Source organism: Pelomonas margarita, assembly GCF_043555875.1.
GTDB classification, from domain to species: Bacteria; Pseudomonadota; Gammaproteobacteria; order Burkholderiales; family Burkholderiaceae_C; genus Pelomonas; species Pelomonas margarita.
Map to the genome: position 1 here is coordinate 1 of NZ_JBIGHW010000066.1, position 375 is coordinate 375.

At 64.0% G+C, this 375-nt stretch carries 1 protein-coding gene; it reads left to right on the forward strand.

The features are described from left to right. Nucleotides 1-375 (forward strand): GTP-binding protein (locus ACG0Z3_RS23255; RefSeq protein WP_394402436.1); only part of this gene is annotated, 375 nt, incomplete at both ends.

Consider the following 375-nt stretch of genomic DNA (forward strand, 5'->3'; position numbering starts at 1 on the left):
AGACCCGCGAGCACATCCTGCTGGCTCGCCAGGTCGGCGTGAAGTACATCATCGTCTTCCTGAACAAGTGCGACATGGTCGACGACGCCGAGCTGCTCGAGCTGGTCGAAATGGAAGTGCGCGAGCTGCTGTCCAAGTACGACTTCCCCGGCGACGACACCCCCATCATCAAGGGTTCGGCCAAGCTGGCGCTGGAAGGCGACGCTGGCGACCTGGGCGAACAAGCCATCATGCGCTTGGCCGACGCGCTGGACACCTACATCCCCCAGCCGGACCGTGCCGTTGACGGCGCTTTCCTGCTGCCGGTTGAAGACGTGTTCTCGATCTCGGGTCGTGGCACCGTGGTGACCGGTCGCGTCGAGCGCGGCATCATCA